At 57.3% G+C, this 21,115-nt stretch carries 20 protein-coding genes; 7 read left to right on the forward strand and 13 right to left on the reverse strand.

The genetic code is table 11. The annotated features are described in order from the left end of the window. Window positions 1-382 precede the first annotated feature (382 nt). A complete protein-coding gene (locus tag BM395_RS17500) occupies window positions 383-1,774 on the forward strand; it encodes a DUF2868 domain-containing protein (RefSeq protein ID WP_090514252.1) in 1,392 nt (463 codons plus the stop codon). Further along, the gene (locus BM395_RS17505; RefSeq protein WP_069902303.1) at window positions 1,767-3,164 is read left to right on the forward strand and encodes a GTPase/DUF3482 domain-containing protein; all 1,398 of its coding nucleotides are present in this window, start codon (window positions 1,767-1,769) and stop codon (window positions 3,162-3,164) included. Before BM395_RS17500 ends, BM395_RS17505 begins: the two co-directional genes overlap by 8 nt. Here BM395_RS17505 and BM395_RS17510 read toward each other — a convergent pair. The 4 genes from BM395_RS17510 to BM395_RS17525 form a co-directional block, all read right to left on the reverse strand. Beyond that, window positions 3,161-4,225 (reverse strand): transporter substrate-binding domain-containing protein, encoded by a 1,065-nt coding sequence (locus BM395_RS17510; protein ID WP_244529005.1) that lies wholly within the window; start codon window positions 4,223-4,225, stop codon window positions 3,161-3,163. The two genes, BM395_RS17505 and BM395_RS17510, sit on opposite strands and share 4 nt — an antisense overlap. A 138-nt stretch (window positions 4,226-4,363) precedes the next feature. Then, window positions 4,364-5,158, reverse strand: coding sequence for a thymidylate synthase (locus BM395_RS17515; RefSeq protein WP_069902302.1), 795 nt, complete (start codon window positions 5,156-5,158; stop codon window positions 4,364-4,366). 95 nt (window positions 5,159-5,253) lie between these two features. Beyond that, window positions 5,254-6,060: a prolipoprotein diacylglyceryl transferase gene (gene lgt, locus BM395_RS17520; protein ID WP_090514255.1), complete on the reverse strand. Its 807-nt coding sequence runs from the start codon at window positions 6,058-6,060 to the stop codon at window positions 5,254-5,256. A 124-nt stretch (window positions 6,061-6,184) separates the two neighbouring features. Further along, entirely contained in the window at window positions 6,185-6,967 is a 783-nt protein-coding gene (locus BM395_RS17525; RefSeq protein ID WP_090514258.1) for a sulfite exporter TauE/SafE family protein, read from the reverse strand. Between the two features lie 214 nt (window positions 6,968-7,181). On the opposite strand from BM395_RS17525, the gene BM395_RS17530 reads away from it, so the two are divergent. Then, entirely contained in the window at window positions 7,182-7,928 is a 747-nt protein-coding gene (locus BM395_RS17530) for an NRDE family protein (protein ID WP_090514261.1), read from the forward strand. Between the two features lie 38 nt (window positions 7,929-7,966). On the opposite strand, the gene ptsP is transcribed toward BM395_RS17530, so the two are convergent. Both ptsP and BM395_RS17540 read right to left on the reverse strand, forming a co-directional pair. After that, the gene (gene ptsP / locus BM395_RS17535) at window positions 7,967-10,246 is read right to left on the reverse strand and encodes a phosphoenolpyruvate--protein phosphotransferase (protein WP_069902298.1); all 2,280 of its coding nucleotides are present in this window, start codon (window positions 10,244-10,246) and stop codon (window positions 7,967-7,969) included. A gap of 22 nt (window positions 10,247-10,268) precedes the next feature. After that, complete coding sequence (locus tag BM395_RS17540) at window positions 10,269-10,748, reverse strand: RNA pyrophosphohydrolase (protein ID WP_069902651.1); 480 nt, start codon at window positions 10,746-10,748, stop codon at window positions 10,269-10,271. Window positions 10,749-10,944: 196 nt separating this feature from the next. On the opposite strand from BM395_RS17540, the gene BM395_RS17545 reads away from it, so the two are divergent. Both BM395_RS17545 and BM395_RS23195 read left to right on the forward strand, forming a co-directional pair. Next, a complete protein-coding gene (locus BM395_RS17545; RefSeq protein WP_069902297.1) occupies window positions 10,945-11,598 on the forward strand; it encodes a histidinol-phosphatase in 654 nt (217 codons plus the stop codon). 112 nt (window positions 11,599-11,710) lie between these two features. After that, on the forward strand, window positions 11,711-12,100 hold the full coding sequence (locus BM395_RS23195; protein WP_141124107.1) for a hypothetical protein: 390 nt from the start codon (window positions 11,711-11,713) through the stop codon (window positions 12,098-12,100). A 914-nt stretch (window positions 12,101-13,014) separates the two neighbouring features. Here the strand turns inward: BM395_RS23195 and BM395_RS17550 are convergent. Both BM395_RS17550 and ilvA read right to left on the reverse strand, forming a co-directional pair. Continuing rightward, the gene (locus BM395_RS17550; RefSeq protein ID WP_090514264.1) at window positions 13,015-13,455 is read right to left on the reverse strand and encodes a DUF2269 family protein; all 441 of its coding nucleotides are present in this window, start codon (window positions 13,453-13,455) and stop codon (window positions 13,015-13,017) included. A gap of 14 nt (window positions 13,456-13,469) precedes the next feature. Continuing rightward, window positions 13,470-14,984, reverse strand: coding sequence for a threonine ammonia-lyase, biosynthetic (gene ilvA, locus BM395_RS17555; RefSeq protein ID WP_069902650.1), 1,515 nt, complete (start codon window positions 14,982-14,984; stop codon window positions 13,470-13,472). Between the two features lie 193 nt (window positions 14,985-15,177). On the opposite strand from ilvA, the gene rpiA reads away from it, so the two are divergent. After that, a complete protein-coding gene (gene rpiA / locus BM395_RS17560) occupies window positions 15,178-15,849 on the forward strand; it encodes a ribose-5-phosphate isomerase RpiA (RefSeq protein ID WP_069902295.1) in 672 nt (223 codons plus the stop codon). Window positions 15,850-15,924: 75 nt separating this feature from the next. Beyond that, a complete protein-coding gene (locus BM395_RS17565; protein WP_069902294.1) occupies window positions 15,925-16,257 on the forward strand; it encodes a YegP family protein in 333 nt (110 codons plus the stop codon). A 67-nt stretch (window positions 16,258-16,324) separates the two neighbouring features. Here the strand turns inward: BM395_RS17565 and BM395_RS17570 are convergent, their stop codons facing one another. The 5 genes from BM395_RS17570 to BM395_RS17590 form a co-directional block, all read right to left on the reverse strand. Next, window positions 16,325-17,260: an SdiA-regulated domain-containing protein gene (locus tag BM395_RS17570; RefSeq protein ID WP_090514268.1), complete on the reverse strand. Its 936-nt coding sequence runs from the start codon at window positions 17,258-17,260 to the stop codon at window positions 16,325-16,327. Between the two features lie 133 nt (window positions 17,261-17,393). Further along, on the reverse strand, window positions 17,394-17,741 hold the full coding sequence (locus BM395_RS17575; RefSeq protein ID WP_090514271.1) for a NirD/YgiW/YdeI family stress tolerance protein: 348 nt from the start codon (window positions 17,739-17,741) through the stop codon (window positions 17,394-17,396). 83 nt (window positions 17,742-17,824) lie between these two features. After that, window positions 17,825-18,736 (reverse strand): SdiA-regulated domain-containing protein, encoded by a 912-nt coding sequence (locus tag BM395_RS17580; protein WP_090514274.1) that lies wholly within the window; start codon window positions 18,734-18,736, stop codon window positions 17,825-17,827. Between the two features lie 79 nt (window positions 18,737-18,815). Then, window positions 18,816-19,481 (reverse strand): fumarylacetoacetate hydrolase family protein, encoded by a 666-nt coding sequence (locus BM395_RS17585; RefSeq protein ID WP_090514277.1) that lies wholly within the window; start codon window positions 19,479-19,481, stop codon window positions 18,816-18,818. A gap of 99 nt (window positions 19,482-19,580) precedes the next feature. After that, window positions 19,581-20,975, reverse strand: a complete 1,395-nt coding sequence (locus BM395_RS17590) for an FAD-binding oxidoreductase (protein ID WP_069902289.1) — start codon at window positions 20,973-20,975, stop codon at window positions 19,581-19,583. Between the last annotated feature and the right edge of the window lie 140 nt (window positions 20,976-21,115).

Here is a 21,115-nt window from a genome sequence, read left to right on the forward strand (position 1 = left end):
GATATCGTATGGCGTGGGAACGGGGTGATGCCGGTGGGCGCGGTGGTGGCGGTGAAAATCCATCGCGGGGAATTATTTGGTGTGGCCTGTATCGCCTGACGGATTGCCCCCTAGGGGCTATCCATCCTCCGGATCTCATACGGCGTGGGAACGAGGTGATGGCTTTGTGCGTGGAGGATGGATAAACCGCAGGTTAATCTGTCATGGCGATCTGTGGGATGTGGATTGCGATCGTGCTTGTGATGGTATTTTTCGCGGGTGTGGTAACACGTGAGTCCGGGTTGTCGAAAGCCTTGGCCCCAATCCATTGGGCTCATCAAGATTTAGCCCAACGCCGTATCAGGGGTTATGCTGAGGACATCATTCTGATTTGAGAAGCCGTGTGACTGACGCCTCAACGCCTCCAAACAAACTCAAACGCCTGTGGCTGACCGAGACTATCCGCCTGCGTGAAGAACACACCGGCCCGCTGGAAGACAGCGAGGCCAACCGTCAGGTGCGCGCCGCTGGCGGTGACTTCACTGAGCGTTTGCACGCGCGCGCACTGATACTCGCCGAGCGTGATGGCCAGTTGCGTGCGCTGGGTCACTGGATACAGGGCGCACGACTGGCGTTATTGGCCATTCTGTTGCTGGCGATTGTCAGCGGTGCGGGGCTGGCTGTGGCGGCGCTGGGCGACGGCAGCCGACCGGTAAACGTGTTCTGGGCACTTGGCAGTCTGCTTGGACTGAACTTGATAATGCTGCTCGGCTGGCTGCTCGGTTTGCTGTTTGCCGGAGGCGGCGGAGCACTGGGCCGCTTGTGGTTATGGCTGAGTGAGAAATTCGCCCGCGATGCGCAGGCCGCGCAACTGGCGCCTGCGTTGATGATTGTGCTGCAACGCCAGCGACTCAGCCGTTGGGCGCTGGGCATGCTGACCAATGGATTCTGGCTGGTTACCCTGTCCAGCGCCTTGCTCACACTGCTGCTGATGCTCGCCACCCGCCGCTTCGGCTTTGTCTGGGAAAGCACCATTCTGGGCGGCCAGACCTTCACTGCCCTGACCCAGGCAATCGGCGCGCTGCCAGCATTGTTTGGCTTCAGTCTGCCCGATGCCGAGCTGATCAGCGCCAGCGGCAACAGTGAATTAATCAGCGAATCGGCCCGGCAAATCTGGGCCGGCTGGCTGGTCGGCGTCGTGTTGGTGTACGGCATTATCCCGCGCCTGCTGCTCATACTCGGCTGCGCATGGCGCTGGTTCAGCGGCTGCAAAATCCTCGAGCTTGATACCAGCCTGCCCGCCTACAGCTTGCTGCGTGAGCGCCTGCAACCCAGCAGTGAACGCATTGGCATCAATGACGCCGCGCCTGAACAACTGCATCAAAACCATGCGGGCAATGCGCTGAATACCAGCGATGAGGCCATTGTGCTGGCGATAGAACTCGACAGCCGTCGTCAGTGGCCGCCAAGTCGCCTGCCCAAAGGCGTCGTCGATGCGGGCATGATCGACACGCGCGAACAACGCCAGCGCCTGCTCGAACAACTCAGCCGCTTCCCGCCCGCGCGTCTGGCCATCGCCTGCGATCCTCGCCGCTCGCCAGACCGGGGCAGCCTGGCCCTGATTGGCGAACTGAGCCGCAGTGCCGGCGCCACGCGCATTTGGTTACTGCAACCGCCCGCGGGTGAAGCGCTCGACAGCGATCGCCTGAGCGACTGGCACAGCGCCCTCGATAAACTGCAATTGCCTCATGCCGATAGCGCACCGCTGAAATGGCTGGAGACAGGCCATGACTAACAAGCCGCTGACACTGGCATTGGTGGGCCACACCAATGTCGGCAAGACTTCGTTGCTGCGCACCCTGACCCGCGATGTTGGCTTTGGCGAAGTCTCGCATCGCCCCAGCACCACCCGTCACGTTGAAGGGGCACGCCTGTCGGTCGAGGGTGAGCCGCTGCTGGAGCTGTACGACACGCCTGGCCTTGAGGATGCAATTGCGCTACTCGACTACCTCGAGCGTCTGGATCGACCCGGCGAACGTCTGGATGGCCCGGCGCGACTGGCGCGTTTTCTCGACAGCAGTGAAGCGCGCCAGCGTTTCGAGCAAGAGGCTAAAGTGCTGCGCCAGTTACAAGCCTCCGATGCCGGCCTTTACGTGATTGATGCACGCGAACCGGTGCTGGCCAAGTACCGCGATGAATTAACTGTATTGGCCATGTGCGGCCGGCCGTTACTGCCGGTGCTCAACTTTGTCGCCAACGACGCCCACCGCGAGCCGGAATGGCGCGAGGCACTGGCCCGCCTTGGTTTGCATGCACTTGTGCGGTTTGACAGCGTGGCGCCACCGGAAGATGGCGAGCAGCGGCTGTATGAGAGCCTGGCATTGTTGCTGGAAAAAGCCCGGCCCAAGTTGCAGCGCCTTGTTGATGATCACAACACTCAGCGCCAGGCCCGCCGCGAAGCGGGTATGCGTCTGATCGCCGAATTGTTGATTGATTGCGCGGCGTGTCGACGCAGTGTGCCGGCCGAACCGGCCGCGGAAAAGGCCGCAATCGAAGGGTTACGCCAGAGTATTCGCTTGCGTGAGCAGAACTGCGTTGAAGCGCTGCTGCGGCTCTACGCATTTCGCCCGCAAGATGCTCATTCGCAAGACTTGCCACTGCTCGACGGACGCTGGGGCGACGATCTGTTCAACCCGCAAACACTCAAGCAGTTAGGGGTCAAGGTGGGCGGCGGCATGGCGGCAGGCGCAGCCACCGGCGCGGGCATAGATTTACTGCTCGGCGGCCTGACGCTGGGCGCGGCGGCGGCGCTTGGAGCCATTGTCGGCGGCAGCGCGCAAACCTTGCGCAACTATGGTTCGCGCCTCAAAGGCAAACTGCGTGGGGAGCGCGAGCTGACCGTGGATGATGCAGTATTGCGCCTGCTCGCATTGCGTCAGCAGATGCTCCTCGACGCTCTGAATAGCCGGGGCCACGCGGCGGTCGATGCGGTGAAACTGGCCGCACCGCAAGACACCGCCTGGCGTGATGGCAAACTACCCGACGCCCTGAACAATGCCCGGGCGTATCCGCAATGGTCGAGCATTGGCAACGCCAACTGGCGCGACACCGCAGAGCGGCGCGCCGAGGTTGATGATCTGGCCGCGCGCTTGCTCAAGGACGCGGCCAAACGCCAACCGGTTTAGCGTCCCAGATAAAGCTCCTGCATTCTCGGCCACTCATCGCTGTTGGTAATGCGCAGCACTTCCTGGCTGATCGGCTCGCGCAGTTTGCTGCCGCTGGCCACGGCAATGGCGTAGGCCTGATTTTCGAAGGTGCCGGGCAGAATATTCAGCTCGCCCTTCTCCAGTTGGCGATTGCGAAACTGCATGATCGGCAGGTCATAAACCATCGCATCGACCTCGCCGTCCTGCACCGCACGCATACCGCTGAGTACATCCGGGTAACGGCTGTTACGAATCCGCTGGCTGTCGAGATAACGCGCACTGATGGTTTTGTCGATGGTCGCGACGTGCGAGCGGCGCAAGTCATCGACACCTTGAATGCCGCTGTGCAGACCGCCCAGCGTCAGCGTGCTGGTCACGGCAGCGGTAAAGGTCGACACCATGATCAACGCCGCAAACATCCAGACAATCGCAATCAAGCGGCCACCCATAGTCACCGGCGCCTTGTCGCCATAACCCACCGTGGTCATGGTCACAGCAGCCCACCAGAAACTATTGCCTAGCCCCTGAGCCGGGTTACCGCCGAACTGGTCCTTGTTGCGACGGCGCTCAAACGCCCAGAGCAGTGCGCCCACCAACAACAGCAAACCTGCAAGGCCCAACACCAGGCTGAAGAACTGCCACGAGAACAAACCCTTGAGCGCGTTCCAGCCAGCCGAGTCTTCGCCTTTAGGCACGGCAATGGCCAGGCCGGTTTGATAAAACGGGTGAGTGAAGTCGAGTTTCTCTTCGCGCTCGGCCGTCATGGTCAGCGCGCCGATCACCACATCCAGCTGATTGGCTTCGAGGCTGGGCAATAATTCGCCGAATTGCATGGGCACCAGCTCGAACTGATAGTCGAGCGACTTAGCAATATCCTGCCAAAGATCGACGCTGATCCCGCGCCAATTGCCATTTTCTTCGTGGATTACAAACGGTGGGACTTCGCTGATACCGACCCGTAATACCGGCTTTTCAGGCTCTGCGGCCCAGCTTGAAGTGCCCATCAGGCACAACAGAATTACGCTCAAAATCCTCAACACAAACCCGCTCCTTGCAGACTATCAAAGTCTCAGGGTAACAAATTTGTGCCAAGTGACCGGCCCGCTGATCATCGACGGCGCCGAAAAGGCGCCGACAACCCGTGCCTGAAAGCGCTGCGAATGCAGCGCTGGAGTGACTCAGACCGCGACTTCGGCCTTGATGTGCGGATGTGCTTCGTAGCCTACCAACTCGAAATCTTCGAACTTGAAATCGAACAGGTTGGTGACCGCCGGATTCAGTTTCATCTGCGGCAATGGCAGCGGCTCACGCGTCAGCTGCAAGTCGGTCTGCTCGATGTGATTGGCGTACAGGTGGCAGTCGCCTCCGGTCCAGATGAAATCACCCGGTTGCAGCCCGCAAACCTGCGCGACCATCAGCGTCAGCAGCGCGTAGCTGGCGATATTGAATGGCACGCCGAGGAAAATATCCGCCGAACGCTGGTACAGCTGGCAGCTCAACTTGCCATCCGCGACGTAGAACTGGAACAGCGCGTGGCACGGTGGCAGCGCCATTTGATCAACCAGCGCCGGGTTCCAGGCTGAGACGATCAGGCGACGCGAATCCGGGTTGGTCTTGATCATGTCGATCAGCTTGCTGATCTGATCAATCGACTGACCATTAGGCGCAGGCCAACTGCGCCACTGATAGCCATATACCGGGCCAAGATCACCGTTTTCATCGGCCCACTCGTCCCAGATGCGCACACCGTTTTCCTTGAGGTAACGGATGTTGGTGTCGCCCTGCAGGAACCACAGCAGCTCATGGATAATCGACTTGAGATGGCACTTCTTGGTGGTCACCAAGGGGAAGCCATCCGCCAGATTGAAGCGCATCTGATGGGCAAACACCGAGTAGGTGCCGGTGCCGGTGCGATCACTCTTGAACGTGCCGGTTTCGCGCACCAGACGCATCAGATCGAGATACTGTTTCATTACAACTCCGCAAACGTGCCATCGGCGCTGACCGACTGGACTCAATCGGTCAGCACAAAGGTTTAATCGAGCATTTTACTTGAGCTGGAGCCTTCTCAGTGCGAGTTGGCGGCAGCGGGCGACTGACGGCGGTAAGCGTAGGCGATAAGGCCCAGACCGCCGAGAATCATCGGCAGCGACAATACCTGGCCCATGGTCAGCCAGCCCCACGCCAGATAGCCCAATTGTGCATCCGGCACACGGACAAACTCGACAATAAAGCGGAAGATCCCGTAGCACATGGCAAACATGCCGGACACTGCCATGGTTGGACGCGGCTTGCGCGAGTAGAACCAGAGAATGGTGAACAGTGCCACGCCCTCAAGGGCAAACTGATACAACTGCGACGGGTGGCGCGCCAACTGCTGCGGGTCGGTCGGGAAGACCATAGCCCACGGCACGTCCGTTGCCTTGCCCCACAATTCAGCATTGATGAAGTTGCCGATGCGCCCAGCGCCCAGACCAATCGGCACCAGCGGCGCGATAAAGTCCATCAGCTCGAAAAAGGTCTTGTTGTTGCGTTTGCCGAACAGCCACGCCGCCAACATCACGCCGATAAAGCCGCCGTGGAACGACATGCCGCCCTTCCACACTTCGAGAATCAGCAGCGGATTGGCGATGTAAGACGACAGATCGTAAAACAGCACATACCCCAGACGGCCGCCCAAAATCACGCCCATCGCGCACCAGAACACCAGGTCGGAGAGCTTCTCCTTGCTCCAGGTCGGCGCAAAGTCATGCAACCGGCGCGACGCCAACAGCCAGGCACCACCAATGCCGATCAGGTACATCAGGCCGTACCAGTGAATCTTCAGGGGGCCGATGGCCAGAGCAACCGGATCAATCTGCGGGTAAGGCAGCATTCAAAACTCCTCAGTGCCTTCGCGAATATCAGGCCAGGCAATAAATTAACGGTGCGCAGTTTACGCCAGAGTGACAGTAACTGGCGAAAACCATAAGCGCCAATCAAGCAGTTTCAGACCAGAATCACAGCAAGAAATTCACACCCACCGAGAACAGCAGCAGCGCAAACAACCGCTTGAGCATCAGCGGTGATAACCGATGCGCCAGCCGCGCGCCAACACGGGCGAAAAACATGCTGCTGATGGCGATGCCCGCCAGCGCCGGCAGGTAAATAAAGCCTGCACTCCATTCGGGAAGCTGCGGGTTGTTCCAGCCATTCCACATAAAACCGATGGCGCCGGAAACGGCAATTGGCAGGCCACAGGCGGCTGAGGTGGCCACGGCTTTTTGCATCGGCACGCTGCGCCAGGTCAAAAATGGCACGGTCAATGTGCCGCCACCGATACCGAATATTGCCGAGGCCCAGCCAATAACCACACCGGCGCCCGTCAACCCGACCTTGCCCGGCACAACACGGCTGGGATTGGGCCTGAGTTGCAGGCTCATTTGCACCGCAACCACAAGGGCGAAAACCCCGATAATCCTTTGCAGCATTTCACCGTTGAGCAGCGCAGCGGTCATGCTCCCGAGCTGGCCTCCGAGGCAAATGCCCAGCAGCATCCAGACAAATAGCGGCCAGAGCACTGCGCCTTTGCGGTGATGCTCAAGTACCGAGTTGATCGAGGTAAAAATGATCGTCGCCAGCGAGGTGCCGATCGCCAGATGCGTAAGAATCTCGGGGGCAAGACCCTGCGCTTTGAAACTTAAAACCAGCACCGGAACGATGATTATTCCGCCACCTACGCCAAACAGACCGGCCAGAACCCCGGCCGCCGCGCCCAGCGATAAATACATCAACAGTTCCATGCCCACCCCCGATAACGAAGACGCATGTTAACGGATGCACAGACGTGGCTCTAGTCGAACCAGTAAGTGCTACGAGGCTGATCAGGCAGAGCAATTGAATGCTGGACGCTGGGCGCTTGATGCACGTATTTTCAAATGAACAGGAACCCGGGTAAGCGTGTCTGCCGATTGTGCTGGCGGAACGCATTGCCAAATTGACCCAAGGAGTTTGTTCATGTGCCTGATCGTTTTTGCCTGGCGGCCCGGCCACGCTCAACCCCTGATTGTCGCGGCCAACCGTGACGAATTTTATGCGCGCCCGAGCGCTGCGCTGACGCAATGGCCAGAAGCGCCTGGCGTGTATGCCGGGCGTGATCTGGAAGCTGGTGGAACCTGGCTGGGTATTGGCCCAAATGGGCGCTTTGCGGCACTGACCAATATTCGCGACCTAACCCTGACGCCAGGGCTGCGCTCGCGTGGTGAATTGCCGGCGGCGTTTCTGCTCGGTCAGGCGAGCCCTGAAGACTACCTGACTGAACTGAGCCGCTCGGGTGAGAGCTATTCAGGTTTTAATCTGCTGGTCGCAGATCAACAGCAGATGTGTCATTTGAATTCGCAGACGGGCCAATTCCGCGTACTGGAAGCAGGCGTCTATGGCCTCTCCAACGCAGACCTCGACAGTCCCTGGCCGAAGGTGCAACACGCTCGCCACGGGCTTGCCGAGCTACTGGATCAACCACAACTCGAACCGCTGGCAGAGCTGATGCATGACAGCAGCCAACCCGATGACAGTCGCTTACCGCACACCGGCGTAGGCATTGCGACCGAGCGACTGCTGTCGAGCATGTTTATCGCCAGCGCCAATTACGGCACCCGCGCCACCACCGTGCTGATCAGCCACGCCAATGGCCAGAGACAATTGCTTGAGCGCAGTTTTGGCCCGCATGGGGCAAAGTTGGGTGAGGTGACGCTGACGTTGTGAGTCGGGCGGCGTTGCGCCCGACTTTTGCAAGCGCAGGGTTACGCCTGGATATCTGACGCCGGGTTTATCATGCGGCCGAGGCCAAGATTACGCAGCGCGAGTTGCAAGGTACTGTCGACCAAGTGCGGGTTGTCGATCTTCATCACCTTGCTCAACAAGTCCTGAGCCTTGGTCATGGTCACCTGACGCAACAGCCACTTGACCTTGGGCAGGTTGGTGGCGTTCATCGACAGGCTGTCAAAACCCATCGCGGTCAGCAGCACAGCCGCCGCCGGGTCACCGGCCATTTCGCCGCAAATGCTCACCGGCTTACCTTCTGCGTGGGCATCTTCGACCACTTTCATCAGCGCTTGCAGCACGGCCGGATGGTAGAAGTCGTAAAGGTCCGCTACGCGTGGATTGTTGCGGTCCACGGCCAGCAGGTATTGGGTCAGGTCGTTGGAACCGACCGAGAGGAAGTCGACCTGACGCGCCAATTCACGAGTCTGGTAAACCGCCGCCGGGATTTCGATCATTACACCGATGGGCGGCAATGGCACATCCGTGCCTTCGTCACGCACTTCGCCCCACGCCCGGTGAATCAGGTGCAGGGCTTCTTCAAGCTCCTGAACGCCGGAAATCATCGGTAGCAGAATCCGCAGGTTGTTCAGCCCTTCGCTGGCCTTGAGCATGGCGCGGGTTTGCACCAGGAAGATTTCCGGGTGATCGAGGGTCACGCGAATGCCGCGCCAGCCCAAGAACGGGTTGTCTTCTTTAATCGGGAAATACGACAGCGCTTTGTCACCGCCAATGTCCAGGCTGCGCATGGTCACGGGCAGCGGATGGAAGGCCTGTAACTGCTCGCGGTAAATCGCCAGTTGTTCTTTTTCGCTGGGGAAGCGCTCGTTGATCATGAACGGCACTTCGGTGCGGTACAAACCCACACCTTCGGCGCCACGCTCCTGCGCCCGGGCTACATCGGCAAGCAAGCCGGTGTTGACCCACAACGGCATGCGATGGCCATCGAGGGTTTCGCACGGCAACGCACGCAGCGCATCGAGGCCCTGACTGAGCTGGCGCTCTTCCTCAACCACATCGGCGTATTGCTTGCGCAGCAACTCACTGGGGTTGGTGAATACTTCGCCGTGATAACCGTCGATGATCAGCTGAATGCCGTCGATCTTCGAATACGGCAGATCAACCGCACCCATCACCGTCGGAATACCCATGGCACGGGCAAAAATGGCCACGTGCGAGTTACCCGAACCGAGTACTGAGACCAGACCGACCAACTTGCCTTCCGGAACCTCGCCGAGCATCGACGGCGACAGTTCTTCACTGACCAGAATGGTGTTGTCGGGATAGGTAAGCGTCTGCTGGCGCGCCTGCTGCAGATAAGCCAGCAAACGCCGCCCGAGATCTTTTACATCGGATGCACGCTCACGCAGGTAGGCGTCATCCATCAATTCAAAGCGATTAACGTGCTCGCTCACAACCTGGCGCAATGCGCCTTGCGCCCATTGGCCGGTCTTGATGACCTTGACCACTTCATTTCCGAGGGCGGCGTCTTCGAGCATCATCAGATAAACATCAAACAGTGCGCGCTCTTCCTTGCGCAACTGAGTGGCCATTTTCGCCGAAAGTGCGCGCATATCACGGCGAACACCTTCTAATGCAGTCGAAAACAGCGCTAATTCAGCTTCAACGTCGTCAACATGTTTGTCCGGTACAACTTCCAGGTCTGCGGGAGGTAGCACAACTACAGCCGTGCCCACTGCCGCGCCTGGCGACCCCGGCACGCCGACGAACTTGGCCTCCTGAATCCCTTTACCCTGTCGCCCCAGACCGCGAATGGAACCGGTGGCTTCAGCGTGAGCGATTACCCCAGCAAGCTGCGCGCTCATCGTTACGAGGAAGGCTTCTTCACCCTCATCGAACTGGCGACGCTCTTTTTGCTGGATAACCAGAACACCCATCACCCGACGATGGTGAATGATCGGTGAACCGAGGAATGAGGCATAACGCTCCTCGCCGGTTTCAGCGAAGTAGCGATAACGCGGGTGAGCGGCGGCATCTTCGAGGTTGAGCGGCTCTTCGCGCGTACCAACCAAACCCACTAGGCCCTCGTTCGGGGCCATGCTGACCTTGCCAATCGAGCGCTTGTTAAGGCCGTCGGTGGCCATCAGCACAAAGCGATTGGTTTCCGGGTCGAGCAAATAAACCGAGCAGACCTGGCTGCCCATGGCCTCTTTTACGCGCTGCACGATAATGCCCAACGCCGACTTGAGATCCTTGGCGGCGTTTACTTCCTGGACAATTTTGCGCAGCGTATTGAGCATGGCTCGGCTCTATCTGTTGGTTTCAGTCTCGCGCTAACAGGCGCGGGGCAAGTTCCTTAAGTGCACGACGATAAACTTCGCGCTTGAATGTAACCACTTGGCCTAACGGATACCAGTAACTAACCCATCGCCAGCCGTCAAATTCCGGCTTATTGGTCAGATCCATGCGCACCCGCTGCTCATCAGCGGTCAAACGCAGCAGAAACCATTTTTGCTTCTGGCCTATGCACAGCGGTTGGCTATGCGTACGCACGAGACGCTGGGGTAGACGATACCTCAACCAGCCCCGCGTGCAGGCGAGAATTTTCACATCCTTCTGTTCCAGCCCTACCTCTTCATTCAATTCGCGGTAGAGCGCTTCTTCGGGGGTTTCGTTGTCATTGATTCCACCCTGAGGAAACTGCCACGCGTCTTGGTTTATCCGACGCGCCCAAAGCACTTGGCCAGCATCATTGGTCAGAATGATGCCGACATTGGGGCGAAAACCATCAAGATCGATCACGGCACACAACCCTGTAAACGCATGTTCCAGCATTGTTCCATAAAGGTTGTGAAAGCAGCAACGTGAGTGGCCCAAGAATTGCTCTGACTCTTAAAAGCGCAATTAAATCCCTGCCATTTACCCATTGAGGATTTTCCCTACACCCGCAAAAATCGGTATTCTGAGCGCCCTCGACGTGACAAACAGAAGGTGCCCCGTGCGTTTAGCTTTATTTGACCTCGATAACACATTGCTCGGCGGTGACAGCGATCACGCCTGGGGTGATTACCTGTGCGAGCGCGGGATACTCGATGGCGTAGCCTACAAGGCGCGTAACGACGAGTTTTATCAGGACTACCTGGCCGGCACCCTCAACCTGACCGACTACCTGAACTTCAGCCTCGAAATTCTTGGCCGCACCGAAATGGCCCAACTGCAAACCTGGCATCAGGAATTCATGCGCGACTGCGTCGAGCCGATCATTCTGGCCAAGGGCGAGGCCTTGCTGGCAGAGCACCGCGCCGCTGGCGACAAGATTCTGATTATCACCGCGACCAACCGCTTCGTCACCGCGCCAATCGCCAAACGCCTGGGTGTTGAAACCCTGCTGGCCACCGAATGCGAAATGCTCGACGGCCGCTACACCGGCCGCACCACAGACGTGCCGTGCTTCAAAGAAGGCAAAGTGACCCGTCTGCAGCGCTGGCTGCAAGAAAACAACATGACGCTGCAAGACAGCAGCTTCTATAGCGACTCAATGAACGACCTGCCCCTGCTCGAGCAAGTCACCCGCCCGGTGGCAGTAGACCCAGACCCAAAACTACGCGCCGAAGCCGAAAAACGCGGCTGGGAAATCATCTCCCTGCGCTAGCCCACCTTGTCGCACAGACACGGCAAATTGCGGCGCATGCGCCGCAATTTTAGTTTTGAACCAACGCAATACCACCAACCAAAAACAGCCAGCACCCAGCGGGAAGTCAGCCATGACGGAAGCCGCGACGCGGATTCCATCCTCCAGTGAAAACGCCATCAAGGTATTCTCAATTAACCGGAGGATGGATAGCGGCGCAAAGCAACGCAATCCGTCGGACGATTTGCGCCACGCCACCAATCCCGAGTCGACCCGTAAGTCCTCCATAAAGCAGCCAACTCAAACATCCCCAAGCCGATCACCAAAAGCCCAGACACCACCAACCGCCCCATTCCAGCCGGCCAAATGTAATCGTTGCGCCAGCGTTCAAAAATCAAAAAACCAATCAAAAGCAGACCGCGCACAGCAGGCCATCCGCCATGTCGGAAGCCGCGATGCGGATTCCAACCTCCGCATTAACCGCGTGAGTCGAGGAGGATGGATTAGCCGCCACGCGGCGTAATCCGTCATGACATTGCGTCGGGATGATGCACAAGCCGCGGGCGGATTCCATCGTCCGCATTCAGCCCAAACGCCGACCATCCCCAGCCGATCACATCCAGCCCAGACACCGCAAAGCGCCCCATTCCAGCCGGCCAAATGCAATCGTTGCGCAGTGGGTCGAGCCGCAGGGATGCGGCGAGAGTTGCGTTGGGCCAAGGACGGCCCATCGCGACGTGCCCACGGAGCAACGATGGAATGCGGGAAGCCGAGCAAAGCGAGGCCCAATGGAGGGGCATAGATTTTTTGGTTACTTTTGCATCGCGTGGCAAAAGTGACTCGCCGTAAGGGCGAAAAGGTGACCAGAGCACACCCGAAATCCGAGCTTAGCGCCAGCGTTCAAAAATCAAAAAATCAATCAAAAGCATACCGCGCCCCAGCAGGCCATCCGCCATGTCGGAAGCCGCGTTGCGGATTCCAACCTCCGTATAAATCGCGTAAGTCGCGGAGGATGGAGTAATCCGTCATAGCATTGCGTGGGCGGAATACATAATCCGGAAGATAAAAAATATTACGACACCAATCAAAAGCAGACCGCGTCAGCGAGAAAGCCGTCATGACGGAAGCCGCGATGCGGATTCCATCCTCCGCATCAATCGCGTGAGTCGAGGGGGATGGATTCGCCATATAGGCCGCGTGAGTCGCGGAAAATGGATTCGCCACATAAACCGCGTGGACCGCGGAGGATGGATTAGCCGCCACGCGGCGTAATCCGTCATGGCATTGCGTGGGTGGAATGCATAAACCATCGCCAGCATTAGCCCCGACAACCCCAAGCCGAGCACACCAAACCCAGCCTTCACCAAACGCACCTTACCAACAAGCCTAAAAAACTCGCTGCAAGACGCGCTTGCCGCCACCCCACTCACACAAAAGTTAAACCGGCTTGGCGCCCATCAATCCCATAATGGCCACCAACACAACCAAAATCAGCACCGCATAAACCAGGCACAAACGCACCAGCCCAGTCGGTGCTGGCGTCTCACCGAGCGCCTGCCAAACCCGCAAACGCCCCGACAACAACAGCCCCAGAATCACCATCAGCGCAAACAAGCCACTGCTCGCCAGCAGCCACATCTGACTCAACGGCAATGCCGTTTTATCCACCATCCAGTAACCACTGAACGGCAGCGTCAGCGCCAGCAAACCCAGCACTGGCAGGCTGATCATGCGGGTGCGCTTGATCTTGCGCTGCAACACCGCAGCATCACCGCCGCGCTTGGCTTTGAAAATCATGAAAAAGTGCGCCAGCAACCCAAGAAGCAGAAGTCCGGCAATTGCACTGTGGGCGATTTTGACCAGCTGATAATGTTCCATATGCGCCTAGTTAGTTATCCAAGAAAAAGGGTGTAGGCCGGATTATTACTTTCATCCCAATAGGGATAGCCGATTTCATCCAATGCTGCCGGCACCAGATGGCGCTCCTCGGCAGGCACTTGCAAGCCAGCCACTACACGGCCATCAGCCGCGCCGTGGTTACGGTAGTGGAACATCGAAATATTCCAGCGCCCGCCCAGCTTCTGCAAAAAGTTGAAAAGTGCACCCGGACGCTCCGGGAACTCGAAGCGCAGCACAATCTCGTCACTGACCTTGGCCGCATGGCCGCCGACCATATGGCGGATATGCAGTTTGGCCAGCTCGTTATCAGTCAGGTCGATCACCGGGAAACCCTGACTGCTCAGGCTTTCGACCAGAGCCACGCGTGGGTCATTCTCGGGATGCGTCTGCACGCCGACAAAAATATGCGCTTCGCGGCCGGTGTGATATCGGTAATTGAACTCGGTGATCTGGCGCTTGCCGATTGCCTCGCAGAAGGTCTTGAAGCTGCCCGGCTGTTCGGGGATGGTGACCGCGATGATTGCCTCGCGGCCTTCACCCAACTCGGCGCGTTCAGCGACGTGGCGCAGGCGATCGAAATTGACGTTGGCGCCTGAGTCGATGCCAACCAAAACCTGATCACTGCAACCGCGGGTTTCGACGTACTTCTTGATACCGGCCACACTCAGTGCGCCCGCAGGCTCGGTGATCGAGCGGGTATCGTCGTAGATGTCCTTGATCGCCGCACAGATTTCATCGGTGCTGACGGTGATCACTTCATCGACATAATCTTTGCAGATATTGAAGGTATGCTCGCCAATCTGCGCCACGGCAACGCCATCCGCAAACAAGCCGACCTGGCTTAGCACCACGCGCTCGCCTGCGGCCATCGCAGCCTGCAAGCAATTGGAGTCGTCCGGCTCAACGCCGATTACGCGAATTTCCGGGCGCAGGTACTTCACATACGCAGCAATGCCGGCAATCAGGCCGCCACCGCCTACCGGTACAAAAATCGCGTCGATCCGGCCCGGATGCTGGCGCAGAATCTCCATTGCCACGGTGCCTTGGCCGGCAATCGTGTGCGGGTCATCGTAAGGGTGAACATAAATGTAGCCCTTCTCGTTGACCAATTTCAGCGAGTGCGCGAGGGCCTCGGGGAAACTGTCTCCGTGCAACACCACTTTGCCGCCGCGTGAGCGAACGCCATTGACCTTGATCTCGGGAGTCGTCTTGGGCATCACGATTGTGGCCTTGACCCCAAGCACTTTGGCCGCAAGCGCCAGACCTTGCGCATGGTTGCCGGCCGAAGCTGTGACCACGCCACGCGCCTGTTCCTCGGGGCTGAGCTGGGCCAGCTTGTTATACGCGCCGCGAATCTTGAAAGAGAACACCGGCTGCAGATCTTCGCGTTTGAGCAGAATCTGATTGTGCAGACGCTCGGAAAGCTGGTTGGCAATTTGCAGGGGCGTTTCTACGGCTACATCGTAAACACGCGAGGTGAGGATCTTCTTGACGTACTGTTCGAGCATGGCGGGCATCGCAGGCGGCTAAATCAGGGAACCAACGAGTCTACCCCAGCCATCGGCTGTACGACCACACGAATACTGGGCTTTTAGCCCTCATTTCGCCGATCTTTGCCCATCGCCAACCAACACACCGCAACCGCCGACGGGCCGAACAGCTATAATGCGCCCTCTCAGTTTCTTCTAAGTGGAACCCGGCATGACCCAGGATCAACTCAAGCAAGCAGTCGCTCAGGCTGCAGTCGACTTCATCCTTCCAAAACTCGACGCCAAAAGCGTAGTTGGGGTCGGCACCGGCTCCACCGCCAACTGCTTCATTGATGCATTGGCCAAACACAAGACCGAGTTCGATGGCGCCGTTGCCAGCTCCGAAGCCACCGCCGAGCGTTTGAAAGGCCATGGTATTCCGGTGTACGAGCTGAACACCGTCAGCGACCTGGAGTTCTATGTCGACGGTGCCGACGAGAGCGATGAGCGCCTTAACCTGATTAAGGGCGGTGGCGCAGCGCTGACCCGCGAGAAAATCGTCGCGGCGGTGGCAAAGACATTTATCTGCATCGCCGACGCCAGCAAGCTGGTTCCAGTTCTGGGCACTTTCCCGCTGCCTGTCGAAGTGATCCCAATGGCGCGCAGCCATGTGGCGCGTGAGCTGGTAAAGCTGGGCGGCGATCCGGTTTACCGCGAAGGCGTGATAACCGACAACGGCAACGTGATTCTCGATGTGTGGAACATGCAAATCGTTAATCCGGTCGAGCTGGAAGCCCAGATCAACGCCATCGTCGGTGTCGTCACCAACGGCCTGTTTGCTGCACGCTCAGCCGACTTGCTCTTGCTCGGTACGCCTGAGGGCGTCAAGCAACTGGTCAAATAGTGATGAGATGACCTGACCTCCTTGAAAATCCGGACTAGTCTTGGCTTGTCCCTACCACAAGGAGTGAGGTCATCCATGGCCAGCAAATTTCATCTGAAGAAAGCTAAAGACGGTCAGTTCCACTTCAACCTGCTCGCCGGCAATGGCGAAATCATCCTTACCAGCGAGATGTACAAAGCCAAGGACTCAGCCCTCAACGGGATCGAGTCAGTGCGCAAGAACTCGCAGCGTGAGGGTGCTTTTGAGGTTAAAGAGTCGAGCAACGCCAAGCACTACTTCGTACTGAAAGCGACCAATGGTCAGGTTGTTGGCCAAAGCCAGATGTACGCCAGTGCGTCGAGCTGCAAGGGTGGCGTTGAGTCGGTGCAGAAGAATGCACCAGAAGCCGTACTCAACGACGAAAGCTGAATTCACCCCAAGTAATCAAACGCCGAAGCCCAGGTTCTGAGCTTCGGCGTTTTGCTGTGCGCGATGTTCAATCGCTGTTTTCAGTACTTTTTTCGAAGACATAAAACAGATTCGGCTCACTGATCAGATACAGCACACCCTGGTCATCCATCGCCACGCCTTCGGCCTGCGGTACCGAACGCTTTAAACCATGCCGACCTGCCAGCAACGATAAGGTGCTCACCGGTTTTCCCTCAGAATTGAGCTCGATAATCAACCGAGACTCATCTGACAACGCCAGCAAATGGCGAGTCCGACTGTCAAATTGCAAGCTGGACAAATCCCGCACGAACAAACCTTTGTCGCGCTCAAGATTATCGGCAATGTTCACGGACATACCTGACTGCCCAGCCGTTTCGGCAAAGCCGGTTATCTCAATAATCCGCATGGGATCGCGTTCTTTGGCAACAAATAAACGCTTGCCGGCCCTGTCGTAGGCCAGCCCCTCAAAGCCCTTGTTACCGTTGAGCCCGATGCCCAGTGACAATTGCGCCGCGTCCTGCGCATTCAATTGTGTGGTGATACCGGCGTCATCTATCTGCACTTTAAACAGCCGATGCTCACGCTCATCGGTAATCACGAACACGTTAGGGCTGATGTACTCCACGGCTTCCGGGTCGCCGAAACCCGTCAGCTGAATGCGCCGGAGCACTTCTCCGTCGAGCGACAACTCGATCAACTGAGGATTTTGATTGGTCACGGTAAACAGGCTGCGCCGGTCCGGGTCATAGGTCAGTGCCGAAATGTCCGCCTCAAGCCCCGCAATGGGCTGCGCCTCGACCTTCACGCGATAGTCCGTCAGCCAAATTGAGTTGGCCTCCTGCATCGCGGCGTCACGCCAAACATTCGAATTAAACCAGGCCCGCTGGACTAACCGGTGTTGCTGCGCCCAAACAGCCAATGCCAGGAGTACGACGACCAACAAGGCCGCCAGCACACGTTTTAAGGTCAAGAAAGAACGCATGCGTCATCTCAATAAGTAAAAATCCAGAGCCCGAGCAGAACTTGCCGCCCGGTAAGTTTATGCAGAGAGTCAAACAAAGCGAAAACCCCGCTCACAACAGTGAGCAGGGTTGGCGTTCGATTTACAGCGGGACTTACTTGACCAGTTCGACCCGGTCGACTTCAACATCACGACGGTCGCGATGAACGTCTACCTCGCCGGTCAGACGCACTGTGGCGGTTTCAGACACTTGCTGCTGCGGCCACTTGTCATCATCGATTTCAACTTCGATGGTGCCGGAAGCATCTTTGAACAGGTACTGCTCATGCTTGAGGCGCTTGACGATTTGTCCCTCCAGCACAACCGGAGTGTCATCAGCTGCAGTCATCGCACCTGCGACATCTTTTATCTGTGGGGTATCGCTGGGGCCGGTGTAGCCGGCCGCCATGACCGCGCCAGAGAAAACAGGAGCCAGCAGCAAAGCCAATACAGTGCGTTTCATATTCATATCCTCATGCGTTGAAGTGATGGGGAAAGAGTAGTTGCGCTAACTGAATTAACTCTTAAACAGGGCTTAAGCCAAACTTAATTCGGCTCAACCTCTTTGCGGAACACGTACATAAGGTCCGGTTCGGCAATTACATAAATAGTGCCATCTGTAGCAATTGCAACGCCCTCGGGTTGTTTGATGCCCAAGGAAAAACCACCCATGCCCACACCCAGATTGATAAAGCCCAGTGGATAACCTTGCGTATCCAGCTCGACCAGCATGCGTGATTCGTCTGACAACACCAGGATGTTCCCGGTGCGAGAGTCATAGCCCAACGAGGAAATGTCCCGAACGAATAGCCCGCCGCTCACCAGCTCTTGCAGGGTTACAGTTGTATTGGCTTCAGCCGGCAATTGAAAGCTGAATATGCCCAGCGGATCACGCTCTTTAGCCAGCAGCAAGCGCTGCTGATCTGGGTCCCATGCCAACCCTTCAAAGCCTTTGTTTCCAGCATCGGCAAAGCCCAAGTCATAATTTTCAGCCGTGCTGGCATCGAGGCTTTGAGTGTGCTCATCAACTTGAAACACGCTCATGCGATGCATGCGCTCATCAACCACCGCAATGCGCCCGCCCGACAACACCTCAACCGCCTCAAGATTGGATACGCCATTGATGGGGATCTGCCGCAATACGTCGCCGGCAAGCGACAGCTCGATCAGAAAAGCCGTCTTGCCGGTTACGGCAAACAATGTATTGCTGCTGGCGCTGTAACTCAGGCCCGAGGTTTCAAAAGCCTCGAGTCCGCTTAGCTTATGCGGCTTGCCGATTATTCGGTAATCGCCCAATCCGATGCTGGCCGCTCGCTCGGCGGGCGACAACATCAGCTCTTGTGCCCATAGAGTAGCGCGTGGAAATAGCTGAAGGTAAATCACCGCAGCAGTGATAAGACCAATGACAACGTACAACAGCACCTTACGTGCATAGCGTAGCCATGAAGCTGCAAGCATCTGTATATCTCTTGTAATTATTATCAATCATCACCTGCGCGGCGGACGCAGGTGAGCAGTGCAGAGATGCAATCAGCGTTTAGCAGACTTTACTGGTGAAGCTCGAATGGCCAACCAGTTCCAGTTCGACTTCGTCACCCTTGTTCAGCGGGCCAACGCCTACCGGCGTGCCCGTTAGAATGACATCGCCAGGCTGCAGGCTGAAGTGGCCGCAGATGTGCTGGATCATCGGAACAATCGGGTTGAGCATGTCGCTACTGTTACCGTCCTGACGCACAGCACCGTTAATAGTCAGACGAATGCCGATATCGGTCAGATCAGCGATCGCATCGCCCTGCACAAACGGTGCGAGCACGCAGGCGCCATCGAACGACTTGGCGATTTCCCACGGATAACCTTTCTCTTTGAGCTTGGCTTGCACGTCACGCAGAGTTAGATCCAATGCCGGTGCAAAGCCCGAAATCGCATCCAGCACTTCTTCTTCATTCGGCGTGCGCGACAGCGGCTTGCCAATCAAAACCGCAATTTCAGCTTCGTAATGCACCGAACCCCGGTCTTCAGGAATGCTGAAACCGTCGTCCACAGCCACCACACAACTGCCCGGCTTGATGAAAAGGATGGGCTCAGTCGGCACCGGGTTATTCAGCTCTTTGGCGTGTTCGGCGTAATTACGCCCGATGCACACAACTTTACCCAACTGAAAATGGATATGGGTGCCGTCAACATACTGGTGCTGGTAACTCATAAACGCTCCTGACAAAGGAAAACTGCCCAACTGGGGCTGCTGCAAGCAAACCGGCGAGATCAGCTGTGCAAACCTCGCAGGCAGTAAATGGCAGTCAGATTATTCAGCGAATATTTTGCCCGGGTTCATGATGCCGTTCGGGTCAAAGACTGCCTTGATCGCTTTCATGTAGCTGATTTCGGCGGCACTGCGGCTGTAATGCAAGTAGTCACGCTTGGTCATACCGACACCGTGCTCGGCCGAGATCGAGCCGTTGTACTTCTGCACGATCTCAAACACCCACTTATTAACAGTTGCGCATTTGCCGAAGAATTCGTCTTTAGTCAAAGACTCGGGCTTGAGGATGTTCAGGTGCAGGTTGCCGTCGCCGATATGGCCGAACCAGACAATCTCGAAGTCCGGGTAGTGTTTGCCGACGATCTCGTCGATATCGTGCAAGAAGGCCGGTACTTTTGACACAGTCACCGAAATATCGTTCTTGTAAGGCGTCCAGTGCGAGATGGTTTCAGAGATGTACTCGCGCAGCTTCCACAGGTTCTGCAGTTGCTGTTCGCTCTGGCTCATCACGCCGTCCAGCACCCAGCCTTGCTCGACGCAGTGCTCAAAGGTTTCCAGTGCCGCGTTGGCGACTTCTTCTGTGCTGGCTTCAAATTCAAGCAGCGCATAAAACGGGCAATCAGTCTCGAAAGCAGGTGGCACATCGCCGCGCGCCATGACTTTGGCCAGTGCTTTGTCGGAGAAGAATTCGAACGCGGTCAGGTCCAGTTTGCTCTGGAAGGCGTGGAGAACCGGCATGATCGAATCGAAGTCAGCAGCGCCCAGCACCATTGCCGTGAGATTTTGCGGCGCGCGATCAAGGCGCATGGTGGCCTCAACCACAAAACCCAGCGTACCTTCGGCACCGATGAACAGCTGGCGCATGTCGTAGCCGGTGGCATTCTTGATCAGGTCTTTGTTGAGTTCCAGCAACTCACCCGTGCCGGTCACCACTTTCATGCCCGCTACCCAGTTACGGGTCATGCCATAACGGATCACCTTGATACCGCCAGCATTGGTGCCAATGTTGCCGCCAATCTGGCTGGAACCCGCCGAGGCGAAGTCGACTGGGTAATAAAGGCCCTGCTCTTCAGCAAAGTTCTGCAACTGCTCGGTGACAACGCCCGGCTGGCAGACAACAGTACGATCAAATTCGTTGAAATCGAGAATCTGATTCATGTAATCGAACGAGACGACCACTTCGCCATTGGCCGCTACAGCGGCGGCGGAAAGACCGGTGCGGCCACCCGACGGCACCAGCGCAACCTTATGCTCATTCGCCCAGCGAACAATGGCCTGAACCTGCTCGATGCTCTTCGGAAACACGATGGCTTGCGGAGCCGGGGCAAAATGCTTGGTCCAGTCCTTACCAAAAGCTTCCAGGGATTCGGCGTCGGTCAGCACTTTTCCAGGCTCAACCAGGGACTTTAGCGTTTCAATCAGGGCTGGGTCAGTCATCGATAGAACTCTCAAACGATTCATGGTCACCCTGAGCACGCTTCATCTGCCAGGGTAGGTGTTTCGCGGGGCTCGTATGCTAGCATATGCACCCTGCAAATCATGCTCCAGGCTGATCTGCGGGCCCGATCAGCAATGGC

Source organism: Pseudomonas marincola, assembly GCF_900116605.1.
GTDB classification, from domain to species: Bacteria; Pseudomonadota; Gammaproteobacteria; order Pseudomonadales; family Pseudomonadaceae; genus Aquipseudomonas; species Aquipseudomonas marincola.

Bases quoted from the DNA above. Each gene is read 5' to 3' on its own strand.
- BM395_RS23195 (WP_141124107.1), top strand. From the start codon at position 11,711: ATGACGGAAGCCGCGACGCGGATTCCATCCTCCAGTGAAAACGCCATC.
- ptsP (WP_069902298.1), bottom strand. From the start codon at position 10,246: ATGCTCAATACGCTGCGCAAAATTGTCCAGGAAGTAAACGCCGCCAAG.
- BM395_RS17580 (WP_090514274.1), bottom strand. From the start codon at position 18,736: ATGCTTGCAGCTTCATGGCTACGCTATGCACGTAAGGTGCTGTTGTAC.
- BM395_RS17525 (WP_090514258.1), bottom strand. From the start codon at position 6,967: ATGGAACTGTTGATGTATTTATCGCTGGGCGCGGCGGCCGGGGTTCTG.
- BM395_RS17515 (WP_069902302.1), bottom strand. From the start codon at position 5,158: ATGAAACAGTATCTCGATCTGATGCGTCTGGTGCGCGAAACCGGCACG.
- lgt (WP_090514255.1), bottom strand. From the start codon at position 6,060: ATGCTGCCTTACCCGCAGATTGATCCGGTTGCTCTGGCCATCGGCCCC.
- BM395_RS17565 (WP_069902294.1), top strand. From the start codon at position 15,925: ATGGCCAGCAAATTTCATCTGAAGAAAGCTAAAGACGGTCAGTTCCAC.
- BM395_RS17550 (WP_090514264.1), bottom strand. From the start codon at position 13,455: ATGGAACATTATCAGCTGGTCAAAATCGCCCACAGTGCAATTGCCGGA.
- BM395_RS17505 (WP_069902303.1), top strand. From the start codon at position 1,767: ATGACTAACAAGCCGCTGACACTGGCATTGGTGGGCCACACCAATGTC.
- BM395_RS17530 (WP_090514261.1), top strand. From the start codon at position 7,182: ATGTGCCTGATCGTTTTTGCCTGGCGGCCCGGCCACGCTCAACCCCTG.
- BM395_RS17575 (WP_090514271.1), bottom strand. From the start codon at position 17,741: ATGAAACGCACTGTATTGGCTTTGCTGCTGGCTCCTGTTTTCTCTGGC.
- rpiA (WP_069902295.1), top strand. From the start codon at position 15,178: ATGACCCAGGATCAACTCAAGCAAGCAGTCGCTCAGGCTGCAGTCGAC.
- BM395_RS17570 (WP_090514268.1), bottom strand. From the start codon at position 17,260: ATGCGTTCTTTCTTGACCTTAAAACGTGTGCTGGCGGCCTTGTTGGTC.
- BM395_RS17590 (WP_069902289.1), bottom strand. From the start codon at position 20,975: ATGACTGACCCAGCCCTGATTGAAACGCTAAAGTCCCTGGTTGAGCCT.
- ilvA (WP_069902650.1), bottom strand. From the start codon at position 14,984: ATGCTCGAACAGTACGTCAAGAAGATCCTCACCTCGCGTGTTTACGAT.
- BM395_RS17585 (WP_090514277.1), bottom strand. From the start codon at position 19,481: ATGAGTTACCAGCACCAGTATGTTGACGGCACCCATATCCATTTTCAG.